The organism is Gordonia sp. VNK1 (genome assembly GCF_040049135.1).
Lineage (GTDB): Bacteria > Actinomycetota > Actinomycetes > Mycobacteriales > Mycobacteriaceae > Gordonia > Gordonia oleivorans.
In genome coordinates this window covers 301601-317175 of the sequence record NZ_JBDZDJ010000003.1, presented here as the reverse complement: position 1 = coordinate 317175, position 15575 = coordinate 301601, and the positions used below count along the sequence as shown (strand labels likewise).

Here is a 15575-nt window from a genome sequence, read left to right as displayed (position 1 = left end):
AAGGTCGTCTGATGGCGAAGTACGAGACGCTGAACGAGGCCATGGTCGCCAAGGACGATCTGGCCGAGGCCGAGTTGCGGTACAAGCTGCTCTCGGAGACATTCGAAGAGATGCCCCAGCTGCGCGGGAACATCAACGGCCAGCTCGAGCGAGCCAAGGCCGAGATCCTGCGGTTACGGGCGGCCAACAAGCCCAAGCCGGAGGGTAACGACACCGGGACCGTCGTAGCGTTCGACGCGAACAGGTTCCGGAAGTCGGGAGCCTGACCCCCATACCTGTACGGGGCGGACACTTCCCGAGCAGGGCCAACGGACTGCCCTACGGTCAGACTGGTGCCGGTGTCGATCCCTCACACCGTCGACCCACGAGACCATCACCCCATATCGCATCTGGGCCACGACGTGTTGCCACCTGACCCCGAGGGTAGGCGGTACCGCTGTGGCACCGGCTCTCGTTTCGCGACGACGCGAGTGGTGGCCCTCAAGCACGGTGAGGGACTGGGCTACGTGCTGTCAGTCGGTTATGCGGTCGGACTGTTCGAGAGCGACCGGGCGCACGGTCGGATCGGTTGTGCGCAGCGTGCCCTTGCCGGGAATCGAACCCGGCAACCATTGGGATGATCACAACGGTTGACCGTCGGGGCTGTGTGGTGATGAGCACCACGGAGAGGGTCAGACAGTCAGCGGTGATACCGGCAAGGCTGTCGGTTGCGGCAAGGCTTGCCCGAGCGGGTCATGCGGCCGCATCGCGATCGGTTGATCCGGGCGCGCACGTCCATTGAAAGCGGGCCGAGTCGCTCGTGCGCCGGCGTCGGGATGGGTGTGTATGAGCCGGGGCCGGACGCGAAGACGAGAAACGCGCGGCCGTCGCTGTCGATCAGGACCTCTAGTGCCGCGTCGTCGTCGAGCTGGACCCGTCGCGTCAGATCCTCGATGGACTGATTCTCGCCGTCGGCGTACTCGATCGGCAGGCAGGCCGGGCAGCACCGCCACCGATTAGGGACGTCGAAGATGGTGCTGCAATGCAGGCACCAGCGGCGCAAGACGTACGCCATTTGCGCCCGGTACCCGCGGTAGAACGGGTCGTCGAGCGGCAGATCCTGGACCTCGAGAATGAAGGTCGCTACCTCGCTCGGGTTGCCCTCGTCTGCCAGCCGTTCTTTCGCGGCCCGCACCCCCGCGTTGAACTCGTTCATGCGATGCACCGTCCCACCACGACCGCGGCTTGCGCGAGAGCGATGACACACGCGGCCCTATTGCCGTTGCCGTGGTCGAGGTGATCCTCAAGCGCCCACAGCGCGTCGAGCAGCAGGTCGAGGACCGGTTGTGGTGTCCCGGCGTTCTGGGCGCGCTCTGCGAGGTCCCAGGCGTGAGAGATCATCTCTTCCAACGTCTTACGGCCGGGATCGGCGGCGGGCAGCGCGTGGCGGGCGACGCACGCCCAGAACTCGCGCACGGTTACGCGTGGGGCGTAGCCGCTCTTGTAGTCGCCGATCACCTCGTCGCAGATCGCATCCACGTCGTACTCGGCGTACGCGTCGGTGACCTCGCCGGTGGACTCGATCGCCGTCACGACGTCAGCGACCGCGTCATCTCGGGTCGCGAAGGCCGGCGCGCTCATGACAGCCCCAGCGCTTCGCTGGGCGTGACTCCGAGGACGTCGGCCGCAAGGAGCAGCTGCGGGACGGTGACCTTGCGGAAGCAGAGGCGTGTGCCCAGCAGGATGGCTCGGGTGTCGGCGATGATCTGGGTGGCTTCGTCGAGGGTCATCGCGCGTACCACCCAAGGTGGATGCACGCGGCCATGACGGCGATCGGCACGAGGTAGAACAACACCGCGACCACAACGGTCACGGCGTAGGTGAATATGCTGGGGGAACGGTTCATCGGGTCGCTTCCGTTGGGCCGAGGCCTCGGAAGGTGCTCCCACACCGACCGGGGCCGTTCTTGTTTCCAACGGCAGAATGTCCGGGATGACACGGTGATCGCACATGGCCAGCGATTCGGGCTGGAAATCCCTCTGACCTGCATTGATACTGTGCCCCCGGCAGGATTCGAACCTGCGACCAGCTGATTAGAAGGCAGCTGCTCTATCCCCTGAGCTACGGAGGCGTGCCGCAGCGGGCGACCCGGTCACGGCGTGGCGAGTATATCGGGTCGTATCACTGGCACCGAGTCCGGTCGGAGCCCGACCTGCGACAGGTGTCGCCCCGAGATCGCCCGGTGGACAACTGTGAGGCCGACGGCGCCCTTGAACCTGCCGGCGGCGTTCTCCGCCGGGCCGATGGCGTACTCGCTTTCGGGGGTGGAGAGGGCGCTGTCGGGGGTGGGGATCAGAGCACGCAGCGGAAGCCGAGGTGCGAGGTGGCCGAGTCGTCGGACTGCGGGGACCGCGCTGCGGGACGATACCGGCAGCAGTACTGCGGTGAGCACAGGTGCGACCCACCCTTGGTGACGCGCATGACCTGCGGCGAGGTCGTCGGAGCGAGGAGATCGGGTCGGCCCTGCGCAGACACAGTGGTCAGATCCGGCGGCACGTGCCGCGGCGTGAACACATCGGAGGTGCGTTCCCACACATTGCCGATCATGTCCAGCAGCCCGAACGGGTTGGGGTCGTAGGTGCCGACCGGCGATGTGCCACCCCATCCCTCGTTGCGGTAGGGGAACCGGCCGATCCAGGTGTTGGCCACGACCTTTCCGTCGGGATGCAACTCGTCGCCCCAGGCGTACTCGAGTCCGTCCAGCCCGCCGCGCGCCGCGTACTCCCACTCGGCCTCGGTGGGCAGACGCCGGCCCGCCCACTCGGCGTAGGCCACCGCGTCGGCGTAGGCGATCTGCACGACCGGGTGGTTCTCGCGGTCGTCGATGGCGGAGTCCGGGCCGAGCGGGTGTCGCCACGATGCGCTGGGTACCCACCGCCACCACTGCCGCCAGTCCCGCAGGTCGACGGGGCCTTCCGTGGGGGTGAACACCAGCGCCCCGGGCACCAGATCGGCCGGATCGGCGCCCGGGAAGTCGGCGGCGTCGAGTGCGCGTTCGGCAACCGTGACGTATCCGGTGGCGGTCACGAATGCCGCGTACTGGGCGTTGGTAACCGGGTGGATCTCCATGGCGAAGGCGTCGACCGACCGCTCGTGGACCGGGCGTTCCTCGGGATAGAAGCGGTTCGATCCCATCCGGAACCGCCCGCCGGGCAACTCGACCAGGTCGGTGAGCTGCCCGGAGGTGTGGCCAGTGCTCACCTCGGTCACCCCCATGTGTTCAGTCCATCGACAGCCAGGCCCGGACCTGCGCCTCGTGGTCGACGAAGCGGTCGCCCGAGACATCGACGACGACCTTGTCGATGGTGCCGCCGGTGAACTCGAAGGTACCGCGATCGGCGTAGTCGGGCGTCACCGGCGACGCGCTGTCGCGGCCCACGCAGATGCCGTCACCGACGAGGCAGAAGTTGCCGGGTTGGGTCACGATGGTGTCCGAGCCGACCGCCTTGTCGTCGACGTAGAGGGTCAGGGTGCCCTCGAAGCCGGGCATGGCCGGGTCTTTGTGCGGGCCGTCGACCTGGAACTCCGCGGTGAAGGTGTGTCGGCCCGGGGTTATCTCGTCGTCGGCGGTGATGGTCTGGACATGCGTGCCCACCCAGTTGAAGGCGTAGTTCAGCCGGTGATCCTTGATGTACAGACTGTGTCCGCCGGCCACACCGCCATGCGCGTAGAGCACGCCCTCGGCGTCGGCCGAGTCCACCTCGGCGCCGGCGACGATGGTGTAGGAGCGGCCGTTGATCGCGGCACCGGCGGATTCGGGAACGTCGGCGGTGCCGGGGAAATACTCATAGCGGCCGCGCGGCGGTGCGCCCTTCGGCCGGTCGGCGAGCACCTGTTCGAGGGCGCTGCGGTCGTCGAGCGGCAGGCCGTTGTAGATCCCCGCGTAGTAGAACCACAACTGCTTGAGCTGTTCGACGCGTTCGGGGTGCTCGGCGGCGACGTTGTACTTCTGAGCCCGGTCGGTCTCGAGGTGGAACAGCTCCCACTCGTCGGAGTCGAAGTGGCCCCACCCCGACAATGGCGGATGAACCGTCGAGGCCAGCCAGCCCTCGTGATAGATCGCGCGCTGTCCGAGCATGGTGTAGAACTGCGTGCTCTTGCCCGGGGCGTCCGGATCGGTCAGTGCGGGCGCAAAGCTCTCGCCCTCGATCTCCGCCTGCGGGTACCCATTGATCTGGTCCGGAGGCACGATGCCGAGCAGGTCGTAGACGGTCGGCACGATGTCCACCGCATGCACGTACTGCTGACGGGGCGTCGGTGAGGCCGGGATCTTTGCCGGCCACGACACCAGGCAGGTGTCGGCGACACCGCCTTCGGCGCCTGCCCAGCGCTTCCAGTAGGGGAACGGGGTGTCCAGGGCCCAGGCCCAACCGGTGTTGTAGTGGTTGTAGGAGGTCGGGCCGCCGAGGGCGTCGATCTGCTCGAGGGTCGCCGCGGTATCGCTGGGTAGGCCGTTGAAGAAGCGCCACTCGTTGAACTCGCCGTTCGGACCGCCCTCGCCGCTGGCGCCGTTGTCGGAGATGACGACGATCAGCGTGTTGTCGATCTGGCCGGACTCCTCGAGGTAGTCCAGCACGCGGCCCATGTGGTGATCCCAGTAGGAGATGTAGCCGGCGAAGATCTCGGCCATCCGGGAGAAGAGTTTCTTCTCGTCGTCGTCGAGGGTGTCCCACGGGCGAACGGTGTCGAGCTTGGGCCACGGCTGGCCTTCAGGCCCGGTGCGGTCGGGTTCGCCGTGGGGGTTGATGCCGGAGAGTTCGGTGCCCTCGGGCAGCAGACCGAGTTCGATCTGGCGGGCCAGGATCCCTTCACGGATGGCCTCGTAGCCCTCGTCGAAGACGCCCTTGTACTTGTCGATCCACTCGGTCGGGGCCTGGTGGGGCGCGTGCCCGGCCTGGGGTGCGAGATAGAGGAAGAACGGCTTGTCCGGGTCGATGGTCTTGGAGTCGCGGATGAACTCGATCGACTTGTCGGCGAGATCGGGCGCCAGGTGGTAGCCGTCCTCGGGCCGGGCCGGCGGATCGATCTGGTGGTTGTCATACACCAGATCCGGGTACCAGTTGTTCGTCTCGCCACCCAACCAGCCGTAGAAACGCTCGAATCCACGTCCGAGTGGCCAACGGCCCTTGAAGGCGGCGAGGTTGCACTCCTCACCGGGGGTCAGATGCCACTTGCCGACGCAGTAGGTGTTGTAGCCGCGTCCGGCGAGAACCTCGGAGATGAAGCCGTTCTCGAACGGGATGCGGGTGGAGATTCCCGGGAACCCCGAGGAGAACTCGGCGATGGTGGCCATCCCGTTGCTGGTCGCGTTGCGCCCGGTCAGCAGCGATGCCCGGGTCGGCGAGCACAGTGCGGTCGTGTGGAAGTTGGCGAAGGTGACACCCCGGTCGGCGATGCGTTTCATGTTCGGGGTCTCCACGGGGCCGCCGAAGATGTCCATCGTGGCGTAGCCGAGGTCGTCCCATGCCAGGAACAGCACGTTGGGCGCGTCGTCGTCGGCGCGCGGTGGGAGGTACGGGTCCCAGTCCGGGGTCGAGTCCCGGATGTCGAGTGCGATCTTGGCCTTGCCGTGCGATGCCATCGGTGCTCCTGGGTGCGTCCACAATTCCGGGTCCTGACCACCGTGGCAGCGTCATCGGGCTCCGGCGTCATACGTCTCGGATGAAATGACCGATATGTGATCGATGTGGTCGGTGCGGTGAAGCCTCGTTTGAGCCACGACGGGGCCTCGCAGCCCACCTCGCAGACCACCGGGCCGATCTGGGTCTCGTGGTGTGCGACTAGACTGGACAACCGTTGTGTCAGGGTCGTGCCCTGTGGCGTCCGACGAACTCCCGGCGGGATTCGCGGTGCACGGGCGCGATGGCTCCTGACGCCCGAACCGCTGGTAGAGAGGTTGTGGCGTGGCTGAGTTCATCTACACCATGAAGAAGGTGCGCAAGGCGCACGGTGACAAGGTCATTCTCGACGATGTCACCATGTCGTTCTTCCCGGGCGCCAAGATCGGCGTCGTGGGCCCCAACGGCGCGGGTAAGTCGTCGATCCTGAAGATCATGGCCGGCATCGACCAGCCGTCCAACGGCGAGGCCTTCCTCGATCCCGACGCGACCGTCGGCATCCTGCTGCAGGAGCCGCCGCTCAACGAGGAGAAGACGGTCAAGCAGAACGTCGAGGAGGGCATGGGCGAGATCAAGGTGAAGCTCGATCGCTTCAACGAGATCGCCGAACTGCTCGCCACCGACTACTCCGACGAACTCATGGAGGAGATGGGCAAACTCCAGGAGGATCTCGACAACGCCGACGCCTGGGACATGGATTCCCAGCTCGAGCAGGCGATGGACGCGCTGCGCTGCCCGCCCGGCGACGCGCCGGTCACCCACCTGTCCGGTGGTGAACGTCGTCGCGTCGCGCTGTGCAAGCTGCTGCTGTCCAAGCCGGATCTGCTGCTGCTCGACGAGCCGACCAACCACCTCGACGCCGAGAGCGTGCTGTGGCTCGAGCAGTTCCTCGCGAGCTACCCCGGCGCCGTCCTGGCCGTGACCCACGATCGCTACTTCCTCGACCACGTCGCGGAATGGATCTGCGAGGTCGACCGCGGCAAGCTGATCCCGTATCAGGGCAACTACTCCACCTATCTGGAGAAGAAGGCCGAGCGACTCGAGGTCCAGGGCAAGAAGGACCAGAAGCTGCAGAAGCGGCTCAAGGAAGAACTCGCCTGGGTGCGCTCGGGCGCCAAGGCCCGCCAGACCAAGAACAAGGCGCGTCTGGCCCGCTACGAGGAGATGGCCGCCGAGGCGGAGAAGACGCGCAAGCTCGACTTCGAGGAGATCCAGATCCCCACGCCGCCGCGCCTGGGTGACGTGGTGGTCGACGTCTCGCATCTCGACAAGGGCTTCGACGGGCGCGTGCTGATCAAGGACCTCTCGTTCACCCTGCCGCGCAACGGCATCGTCGGCGTCATCGGTCCCAACGGCGTGGGTAAGACGACGCTGTTCAAGACGATCGTCGGGCTCGAGGAGCCGGATTCGGGCACCGTCAAGGTCGGCGACACCGTGAAGCTCAGCTATGTCGACCAGGGGCGCGCGAACATCGACCCGAAGAAGTCGGTGTGGGAGGTCGTCTCCGACGGACTCGACTACATCGAGGTCGGCCAGAACGAGATGCCGTCGCGTGCGTACGTGTCCGCGTTCGGCTTCAAGGGTCCGGATCAGCAGAAGCGCTCGGAGGTGCTCTCCGGTGGTGAACGCAACCGCCTGAACCTGGCGCTGACCCTGAAAGAGGGCGGCAACCTGATCCTGCTCGACGAGCCGACCAACGACCTCGACGTGGAGACCCTGAGCTCGCTGGAGAACGCGCTCGAACAGTTCCCCGGCTGTGCGGTGGTCATCTCCCACGATCGCTGGTTCCTGGACCGCACCTGTACCCACATCCTGGCGTGGGAGGGCAACGTCGAGGAGGGCAAGTGGTTCTGGTTCGAGGGCAACTTCGAGGCCTATGAGGCCAACAAGGTCGACCGCCTCGGTGCCGACGCGGCCCGTCCGCACCGGGTGACCCATCGCAAGCTCACCCGCGACTGAGTTCGCGACGCAACGACACCTCACTGCACCACCACCTCACTCGCCGTCCGGGGCTTCCCGGGCGGCGAGTGTGGTTGTGCCGTGGATGACTGCCGCGGCCGCTCTGATGGCACTAGGCTCGCGGATGGACCGGTGTGTGTCGAAGCGTCTGTGAAAAGGCGCGTCCATGAGAGGGTGATCATCGTTGACGGATGTGACTTCGCTTCTGCCGCAAGTCATTCCCTGCTACCTGGCGACATCGGTTGGTGCGATCGACGAGGCCGGTGGGCGCGGCCGCTCCCGCCTGGACCCGGCGACGCTGGACTCCGGTGAGGTTGACCGCATCCGGACTCACGTGCAGGTCGCCGCCGTGCGTGGCGTCGGCGAGTCGATCATCGACGTGGTCACCGGCGGTTCTGGCGGCACCGAGATCGTGGTGATCAACGACGACATGCCGCTGTTGGTCGAGGCGGTCCTGGCGACCCTGGAGGGGCAGGGTCTGACCGTCGGTCGGATCGATCACCCGATCATCGCGGTGACCCGTGACCCGGCGGGCACGCTGACCGACATCGGTGACCACGCGCACGGTCGGGCGGAGTCGTGGATCTCGGTGTCGGCGTTGCCGGGCCGGGCGTCGGTCGACGACGACGCTCTCGCCGCGCAACTGAAGCGCGTCATCGGCATCGTCGTGGACGTCGACGAGGACGCCCCGGCGATGCGGGAGCGGCTGACGGGGTGTGGTGCCGACTGCGTGTCGATGCCCGACGGTGCGGGCGATGCGACCGCCGACATCGACCGACGCGAGCACTCCGATCTCTTCGACTGGTTGGCGGGCAATCACTTCGTCACATTGGGGTATGAGCGGATCACCGCGCGCGGCGGTGTCGAGGAGCGGCTGGGCATCTATCGGGCCGACGACGTCGATCCCAGTTTCCCCCTCGCCGACGGGGCTCGGCCGGCACCGCGGATCTCCCGGGTGTTCGTCGAGACGGGGATCCAGCGGTCCAACTATCCGATCCTCATCCAGTTGCCGACCGCCGACGCCGACGGCACCCCGACCGGCGAACACCGGTTCCTCGGGGTGTTCACCTCCTCGGGCCTGCATCAGACGGTGCTCGATGTTCCGGCGTTGCGCGCGAAGGTGCACGAGGTGGTCCGGCGGGCCGGGGTCGACGAGGATTCCTATGCCGGGCGCACCATGGTCGAACTGCTGCAGAACTACCCCCTGGTGGAGATGTTCCAGGATTCGACGTCGGAACTGAGTCGACGCGTCGACGACATGCTCGACGCGGTGGCCACCCGGTCGTTGCGTGTCTTCCTGCGCGTCAACCCGGGCGGGCAGGCCGCCACCGCCCTGATCTACCTGCCACGTGACCGCTACAACACCGCATCACGACTCGCCCTGCAATCGGAGGTGACCCGGATACTCGAGGCCTCCGACCTGGAGTACTCCGCGCGGGTCAGTGAGCGTCCCCTGGCCCAACTGCAGGTGATGGTCCGGGTGGACCCCGAGGTGGCCCGCTCCTGGGGATCGGTCGACATCGGCAGCGAGGTGCAACAACGCATGCAGGCGGCCCTCGCCGAGGCCGTGCGGAGCTGGGACGAACGTGTCCGTGAACTGATCACCGCCTCGGACGGGGTGACCTCGGCGGTTCCGGGACCATCGGCGCGGGTCGACACCGACGCGATGCTGCGACTGATCAGCTCGCTGCCCGACGACTACAAGGATCAGCGTGCGCCGACCGCGGGTGTCGCCGACCTCGCGCAGGTGGTCGGATTGGCCCCCGGTGATCTGGCCGTCACCCTGAAGGGGCGTTCGCAGGATGATTCCGCCGCTCCGCGTTGGGATTTCACACTCTATCTGTGCGGTGAGTCGGCGACGCTGACCGATGTGCTGCCGGTGCTGCACAGTCTGGGGCTCGACGTCATCGACGAGCACCCCTACCAACTGGTCCGTCCCGACGGTGCGGACTGTCATGTCTACGAGTTCGCGGTCGCGCTCGCCCCGGGGATGTCGGTCGACATGGCGACCGCCGAGGATCTCCCGCAGCGGTTCACCGAGGCCTTCACCCAAATCTGGCGTCGTAATGCCGAGGTCGACGCCTACAACGAGTTGATCATGCGGTGCGGGCTGACCTGGCGTTCGGCGGCCATGCTGCGGGCCTACGGGCGTTACCTGCGCCAGTGCGGATTCGCTTACAGCACAACGCATGTCGCCGCAACTCTGGGGCGCTACCGCGATGTCACGCGCGGCCTGGTCGACCTGTTCGAGGTGTCGTTCGACCCGGCCGTGAGCGACCCGGCACGACGTGAGACGGTGCTGGCGGCCCTGCACGAGGCGGTCGGCGAGGTCCTGTCGCTCGACGCCGACCGGATCGTCTCCGCCTTCACCTCCGTCGTCACCGCGACCGACCGGACCAATTTCTATGTGACGGGCGGACCGCAGGTGGAGTCCGACCCGGCGACGTCCGGTGGGCACCGTCCGGTGATGTCGTTCAAACTGCGTCCGCGTGACATCCCGCAGGCGCCCGAACCCCGTCCGCTGCACGAGATCTGGGTGTATTCGCCGCGGGTCGAGGGCGTGCATCTGCGGTTCGGGTCGGTCGCCCGCGGTGGTTTGCGGTGGTCGGACCGGCGTGAGGATTTCCGCACGGAGATCCTGGGTCTGGTCAAGGCGCAGGCGGTGAAGAACGCGGTGATCGTGCCGCTCGGGGCCAAGGGAGGTTTCGTGCTGGCGCGGCCGCCGGCCCCGACCGGTGACCCGGCCGCGGACCGGGATGCGTTGCGGGCCGAGGGAATCGAGTGCTACCGCAGGTTCATCTCCGGGCTCCTCGATGTCACCGACAACATCGACCGGGCCACCGGCGAGATCATCGCGGCCCGCTCGGTGGTGCGGCGCGACGGCGACGATCCGTATCTCGTGGTGGCCGCGGACAAGGGCACCGCGTCGTTCTCCGACATCGCCAACGGGGTGGCCGGTGATTACGGCTTCTGGCTCGGCGACGCCTTCGCCTCGGGCGGCTCGGCCGGTTATGACCACAAGGCGATGGGCATCACCGCGCGCGGCGCCTGGGAATCGGTCAAACGGCATTTCCGGGAGATGGGAATCGACACCCAGGCAGAGGAATTCACCGTCGCCGGGATCGGCGACATGAGCGGGGACGTCTTCGGTAACGGCATGCTGCTCAGTGAGCACATCCGGTTGGTCGCCGCGTTCGATCACCGGCATGTGTTCATCGATCCCACCCCGGACGCCGCCATGTCGTATGCCGAGCGGGCCCGGTTGTTCGCGTTGCCGCGCTCGTCGTGGGCCGATTACGACGCCACGCTGATCAGTCCCGGCGGCGGAGTCTGGTCACGGGAACGCAAGTCCATCCCGGTGAGCGCCGAGATGCGTTCGGCGCTCGGCCTTTCCGACGATGTGACGGCATTGTCGCCGCCGGATCTGATCCGGGCGGTGCTGCTCGCCCCCGTCGACCTGCTCTGGAACGGTGGCATCGGGACCTATGTGCGGGCGTCCACCGAATCCGATGCAGAGGTGGGGGACAAGGCCAACGACGCCATCCGGGTCACCGGAGAACAACTGCGCGCCAAGGTGATCGGCGAGGGTGGCAATCTCGGAGTCACCGAACGAGGCCGCATCGAGTTCGATCTGGCGGGCGGCCGGGTCAACACCGACGCGATGGACAACTCCGCCGGTGTCGACTGCTCCGATCACGAGGTGAACATCAAGATCCTCCTCGACGCCGCGGTGTCGTCGGGGGACCTCGACTCGCAGGCGCGTAACCCGTTGCTCGAGTCGATGACCGACGAGGTCTCCGCACTGGTTCTGGCCGACAACATCTCGCAGAACGCGGAATTGGGCTTCGGTCGCGCATACTCCACCGAACGCGTCGACGTCCACGGACGGCTGCTCGCGCAACTGGCGCATCGAGGGGTCAACCTGAAGCTGGAGGCGCTGCCCGATCCGGTCACCCTGCACAAGCGCCACACCTCGGATATCCATCGTGGATTGACCTCGCCCGAGTTGGCGACCCTGATGGCCCACGTGAAGCTGGCCGCCAAGGATGACCTGCTGGCCAGCGACCTACCCGACAACGACGTGTTCGACGCACAACTCGACGGCTACTTCCCGGTGGCGCTGCGCCGGCAGTTCGCCGACGGTATCCGCGATCATCGCCTGCGCCGTCAGATCGTGACGACGGTTCTGGTCAACGACGTGGTCGACCGGGCCGGGATCACCCACCTGTTCCGCCTGAGTGAGGCGACCGGCGCCGGAACCGACGAGGTGGTGCGGGCATTCGTCGTCGCCGACCAGGTGTTCGGGATGGCCGATCTCCTTGCCCGGGTTCAGGATTGCGCCGCGAGCATCGAAGCGATCGACGAGATGATGATGTACGCGCGGCGACTGCTGTTCCGCGGGTCCCGGTGGTTGCTGGCCTTCCGCCCGCAGCCGCTGGCGATGGCCGCGGAGGTGACCCGGTACTCCGAACGGGTCGCCACGCTGTCGGCGTTGCTGGACAGCTGGTTCGGGCGCGGATCGGCCACCGACGTCGACGATCGCGTCGAGCACTACCGGTCGCTGGGTGTGCCCCCGGATCTGGCACACGAGGTGGCCATCAGCCTGCACCGCTTCTGCCTGCTCGACATCGTCGACGCCGCCGAGATCGCCGACCGTGATCCCGTCGAGGTCGGTGAACTGTACTTCGCGGTGATGGAGCATTTCGGGTTGGAGGAGTTGCTCACCGCGGTTAGCAACCTCGACTACGGCGACCGCTGGCATGCGTTGGCGCGCTTGGCTCTCCGCGACGACATGCATGGCGCGCTACGCGCCCTGACCCTGAAGATCCTCGAGGTCAGCGAACCCGAGGAGCGTGCGGCGGTGAAGATCTCCGAGTGGGAGCGGTCCTTCTCGTCGCGGCTGTCCCGGGTCCGGGCGATGCTCACCGAGATCGAGGAGGCGGGCAACCTCGACCTGGCCACCCTGTCGGTGGCCGCGCGGCAACTCCGTAGCGTGATCCGGTGACCAATATGAGCTTTGAGGACGAGGGAACCGCCACCGCGAACGGCTACGTGGTCAAGGTGCCGGTGCGGTGGTCGGACATGGATGTGTTCGCCCACATCAACCATGCCCGGATGGTGACGTTGCTGGAGGAGGCCCGGATTCCGTGGCTGTTCTACGACGAACGACCCACCGCGGATCTGCGTCGCGGGTGCGTGGTGGCCGACCTGCACGTCAAGTACCAATCCCAGCTGCGCCACGACGAAGGACCGATCGTGGTGACGATGCGGGTGGAGAAGGTCCGCGCCGTGGACTTCACCGTGGCCTACGAGGTGCGCCCCCACGGGGCGTCACCGACCGACAAACCGGCGGTGATCGCCTCCACCCAGCTCGTCGCATTCGACGTCGACGGGCAGCGCCTGCGCCGGTTGACCCCCGCCGAACGGGAGTACCTGGAGTCCTTCGTCGTGACGGCGGGATCGTGACGGGCGCCGAGTGAATCCGGAACGGTTCCTCTCCCTGGACCGGGCCGAGGACAAGGCCGACGCGGTGGCCTTCCTGGCACGGGCGAGCCGACTCGACGAGTCGGCGGTGACGCGGCTGTCGGTACGCCCCGACGGGCTCATCGGAATGTGGTCGCACACCGGATTCGAGGTGCTGGTGACCCGCGCGGTCTTCGGCCGGATGGCGCCCCGCGACCTGGTATGCGATGCGTCGACGCTGCGACAGGCGTTGACCCAGGCCGAACCCGGGACCGCGGTGGACCCCGGCATGCCGTTCGACTCGGCATGGCGCGGCGCACTGCCCCTACAGACCGGCTACCGGCACGTCGACGATGTGCCCGCCCGCGCGGTGGTGGAACTGGCCCGCGACGGTGCGCGCGTGGCGCGGGAGGAGGGCAGCGCCCACGGGCCGGCGACCGGGCTGCTCGACCAGCCGGTCCTGGAGGTGGCCTCCGCCGACGGCAACCTGACGGCCGCGGTGTCGATGCGGTCGCTGTTCGCCCTGACCGCCATGGGGTTCGTGCGTGACGCCGACGGCCGGGCGATCACCGAGAACTCCGACGTCGAGGCCGTCGACCCGGCCGAACCCATCCGAATTCGTATGTCCGCGGCCTGGATTCGGATCGATGCCCGTTACGGCGCGGTGTACCAGCGCCGCCACCGCGACCTCGATGTGATGGTGCGCTGAGAGACGCGGAGCTCAGACCAGCCAGGCGGCGGAATTCGGTGCCAGGTACCCGTCGACCAGTGGTGCACTCACCAGGATCACCTCACCGGGTGGCAGGGGAACCGGGTCGGCGGTGGTGTTCAGCGCGCACACCAGTCGTCCCTCCGACCGCCGGAACGCCAGACAGCCGTCCGGGGCGCCGTACCACTCGACGGTGTCGCCGGCGAATTCCGGTCGCTGATACCGCAATTCGATCGCCTGCCGATACAGCGACAGCGTCGACGAGATGTCTTCGAGTTCACGTTCGACGGTGAACGGTGCCCACGACTCGGGCATCGGCAACCAGGTCTGCGGTGACGAGCTGAATCCGAACGGCGGTTCGGTGCCCTCCCAGGGAATCGGCACCCGGCACCCGTCGCGGCCACGCTCGGTGTGACCCGACCGTTCCCACACCGGATCCTGCAGGGCCTCGTCGGGGAGATCGGCGTTGGGCAGCCCGAGTTCGGCGCCGTTGTAGATGAACACCGTTCCGGGCAAGGCCAATTCGACCATCGCCATGGCGCGGGCGCGCGCCGATCCGACGGCGAGGTCGATGGGCGAATCGTCCCCGCCCTGATCGTCTCCACGTTGATCGATGCGGGCATAGCGGGACACCTCACGCTCGACGTCGTGATTCGACAGTGTCCAGGTGGGGGTACCCGATACCGACAACACCGCATCGAGGGAGTTCTCGATGGCATCACGTACCGATTCGGCGGTGAACTCGGCCTTCGCGAGCCGGAAATTGAATCCCAGGTGCAGCTCGTCGGGCCGCAGATACTCGGCGAATCGCTCGTTGTCCTCGACCCAGATCTCACCGACATTCGCCGCGCCCGGGTACTCGTCGATCACCGTGCGGATCTTGCGGTGGATGTCGTGCACCGCATAGTTGTTGAAGCGCGGGTCGTCGTCGCTGTTGCTCAACAGGCCGACCGACTCCAGGTCCATGTCGGGAAGATCCTCGGGCTTGGCCATGCCGTGCGCGACGTCGATGCGGAACCCGTCGACGCCACGGTCGAGCCAGAACCTCAGCGTCCGTTCGAGATCGGCGAAGACCTCGGGATTCTCCCAGTTCAGGTCCGGTTGCTCGGCGGCGAAGACGTGCAGATACCACTGCCCGGGACTGCCGTCGGCCTCGGTGACCCGGGTCCAGGCCGGCCCGCCGAAGACGCTGCGCCAGTTGTTGGGTGGCTGATCGCCGCCCTCGCCCACGCCGTCGCGGAAGATGTAGCGGGCCCGCTCGGGGCTGCCGGGTGCGGCGGCCAACGCCGCGGTGAACCATGCGTGCCGGTCGCTGGTGTGGTTGGGGACCAGGTCCATGGTGACGCGGATGCCCCGGTCGTGTGCCTCGTCGATGAGATCGTCGAAGTCGGCGAGATCACCGAACAGCGGATCGATGTCGCGCGGGTCGGAGACGTCGTAACCGTGATCGGCCATGGGGGAGCGCATGATCGGGCTCAGCCAGATCGCATCCACACCGAGCAACTCGAGATAACCGAGTTTGTCGATCACGCCCGCGAGATCGCCGACGCCGTCGCCGTCGAGGTCGGAGAACGACCGTGGATAGATCTGATAGAACACCGCCGACTGCCACCAGGTGGTGTCGGCGGGATCGAGTTGCGGCACCACCACCTGATCGGCGACTGCGGCCACGGCCGGTTCCTGTTCCGGTTCGGAATCGGTCTCCGGGGTCTCGGTGTCGGAGACGTCGGTGTCGGGGGCGCCGGTGTCGGGGATCTCGGCGTCCGAGATCTCGGGTGTGACGTCTT

11 protein-coding genes and 1 tRNA gene are annotated in these 15575 nt (G+C 67.0%); 5 read left to right on the top strand and 7 right to left on the bottom strand.

What is annotated here, in order from left to right; all coding sequences use genetic code 11:
* The first annotated feature begins 11 nt into the window (after positions 1 to 11).
* Entirely contained in the window at positions 12 to 266 is a 255-nt protein-coding gene (locus ABLE94_RS05345) for a hypothetical protein (protein ID WP_348808200.1), read from the top strand.
* A 413-nt stretch (positions 267 to 679) separates the two neighbouring features.
* Here the strand turns inward: ABLE94_RS05345 and ABLE94_RS05340 are convergent, their stop codons facing one another.
* The 6 genes from ABLE94_RS05340 to ABLE94_RS05315 form a co-directional block, all read right to left on the bottom strand.
* Positions 680 to 1195: a hypothetical protein gene (locus ABLE94_RS05340; protein WP_348808199.1), complete on the bottom strand. Its 516-nt coding sequence runs from the start codon at positions 1193 to 1195 to the stop codon at positions 680 to 682.
* Positions 1192 to 1620, bottom strand: a complete 429-nt coding sequence (locus ABLE94_RS05335) for a hypothetical protein (protein ID WP_348808198.1) — start codon at positions 1618 to 1620, stop codon at positions 1192 to 1194. Before ABLE94_RS05335 ends, ABLE94_RS05340 begins: the two co-directional genes overlap by 4 nt.
* The gene (locus tag ABLE94_RS05330) at positions 1617 to 1769 is read right to left on the bottom strand and encodes a hypothetical protein (RefSeq protein ID WP_348808197.1); all 153 of its coding nucleotides are present in this window, start codon (positions 1767 to 1769) and stop codon (positions 1617 to 1619) included. Before ABLE94_RS05330 ends, ABLE94_RS05335 begins: the two co-directional genes overlap by 4 nt.
* A gap of 268 nt (positions 1770 to 2037) precedes the next feature.
* Positions 2038 to 2110 (bottom strand) — tRNA-Arg (locus ABLE94_RS05325).
* A 221-nt stretch (positions 2111 to 2331) separates the two neighbouring features.
* On the bottom strand, positions 2332 to 3174 hold the full coding sequence (locus tag ABLE94_RS05320; protein WP_425476148.1) for a formylglycine-generating enzyme family protein: 843 nt from the start codon (positions 3172 to 3174) through the stop codon (positions 2332 to 2334).
* Positions 3175 to 3259: 85 nt separating this feature from the next.
* Positions 3260 to 5620 carry an arylsulfatase gene (locus tag ABLE94_RS05315; RefSeq protein ID WP_348808195.1) on the bottom strand — a complete coding sequence of 787 codons (2361 nt, stop codon included), beginning with the start codon at positions 5618 to 5620 and terminating at the stop codon, positions 3260 to 3262.
* Positions 5621 to 5942: 322 nt separating this feature from the next.
* On the opposite strand from ABLE94_RS05315, the gene ettA reads away from it, so the two are divergent.
* The 4 genes from ettA (at position 5943) to ABLE94_RS05295 (ending at position 13788) form a co-directional block, all read left to right on the top strand.
* The gene (gene ettA / locus ABLE94_RS05310) at positions 5943 to 7616 is read left to right on the top strand and encodes an energy-dependent translational throttle protein EttA (RefSeq protein ID WP_348808194.1); all 1674 of its coding nucleotides are present in this window, start codon (positions 5943 to 5945) and stop codon (positions 7614 to 7616) included.
* A gap of 193 nt (positions 7617 to 7809) precedes the next feature.
* Entirely contained in the window at positions 7810 to 12621 is a 4812-nt protein-coding gene (locus ABLE94_RS05305; protein WP_425476145.1) for an NAD-glutamate dehydrogenase, read from the top strand.
* A gap of 5 nt (positions 12622 to 12626) precedes the next feature.
* Positions 12627 to 13082, top strand: coding sequence for an acyl-CoA thioesterase (locus ABLE94_RS05300; RefSeq protein WP_348808272.1), 456 nt, complete (start codon positions 12627 to 12629; stop codon positions 13080 to 13082).
* 10 nt (positions 13083 to 13092) lie between these two features.
* On the top strand, positions 13093 to 13788 hold the full coding sequence (locus ABLE94_RS05295) for a DUF8010 domain-containing protein (protein ID WP_348803330.1): 696 nt from the start codon (positions 13093 to 13095) through the stop codon (positions 13786 to 13788).
* Positions 13789 to 13800: 12 nt separating this feature from the next.
* On the opposite strand, the gene ABLE94_RS05290 is transcribed toward ABLE94_RS05295, so the two are convergent.
* Positions 13801 to 15558, bottom strand: a complete 1758-nt coding sequence (locus tag ABLE94_RS05290) for a glycoside hydrolase family 13 protein (protein ID WP_425476147.1) — start codon at positions 15556 to 15558, stop codon at positions 13801 to 13803.
* Positions 15559 to 15575: the final 17 nt, after the last annotated feature.

Coding starts and splice junctions, on each gene's coding strand:
- ABLE94_RS05300 (WP_348808272.1), top strand. CDS start 12,627: ATGAGCTTTGAGGACGAGGGAACCGCCACCGCGAACGGCTACGTGGTC.
- ABLE94_RS05340 (WP_348808199.1), bottom strand. CDS start 1,195: ATGAACGAGTTCAACGCGGGGGTGCGGGCCGCGAAAGAACGGCTGGCA.
- ABLE94_RS05320 (WP_425476148.1), bottom strand. CDS start 3,174: ATGGGATCGAACCGCTTCTATCCCGAGGAACGCCCGGTCCACGAGCGG.
- ABLE94_RS05345 (WP_348808200.1), top strand. CDS start 12: ATGGCGAAGTACGAGACGCTGAACGAGGCCATGGTCGCCAAGGACGAT.
- ABLE94_RS05330 (WP_348808197.1), bottom strand. CDS start 1,769: ATGACCCTCGACGAAGCCACCCAGATCATCGCCGACACCCGAGCCATC.
- ABLE94_RS05335 (WP_348808198.1), bottom strand. CDS start 1,620: ATGAGCGCGCCGGCCTTCGCGACCCGAGATGACGCGGTCGCTGACGTC.
- ABLE94_RS05315 (WP_348808195.1), bottom strand. CDS start 5,620: ATGGCATCGCACGGCAAGGCCAAGATCGCACTCGACATCCGGGACTCG.